At 68.6% G+C, this 442-nt stretch carries 1 protein-coding gene; it reads left to right on the plus strand.

Annotated features, from left to right (window positions below):
- The coding region (locus tag BJP32_RS17545) for a hypothetical protein (RefSeq protein ID WP_198935310.1) at positions 1 to 285 on the plus strand (285 nt) is incomplete at its 5' end.
- Positions 286 to 442 lie beyond the last annotated feature (157 nt).

Below are 442 nucleotides of genomic sequence, written 5' to 3' on the forward strand. Positions count from 1 at the left end.
GTCAAGGCGAGCGGCTATGCGCTCGATCAGGTTTCGGTCGAAACCGTCCATGTCGACGCGACCGGGCCCGACCCGCGCCCCGGCGGGCAAGACAGCGCGAGGGATGGGGGAGGCGACGGCCGCTCGGGCGCCCGCGAGGGCCGCAGCTTCGAGCAGTCCCGCGATCGCGAGGAACGCCAATCCGAGCGCGGCGACTGGAACCAGGATGCGCCAACCAGCAAGGAGGACACCCATGAGCCCAGCGACATTGGCCGCCCTGGCCGCGATTCTCATCGCTATCTGTAGCTTCGCGGCGCCGGCCAGCGCGCAGACCGTGTGCGAGGAGCACATGATCCGGATCTCCAAGGCCTACGACATCCCCGTCGGCGTGCTCTACTCCGTCGGGTTGACGGAAAGCGGCCGCCGCAACTCGCTGCAGCCCTACGCGCTCAACATCCATGGT

The sequence above is a fragment of the Brevundimonas sp. ZS04 genome (genome assembly GCF_001956865.1).
In the GTDB taxonomy this organism is placed as follows: domain Bacteria; phylum Pseudomonadota; class Alphaproteobacteria; order Caulobacterales; family Caulobacteraceae; genus Brevundimonas; species Brevundimonas diminuta.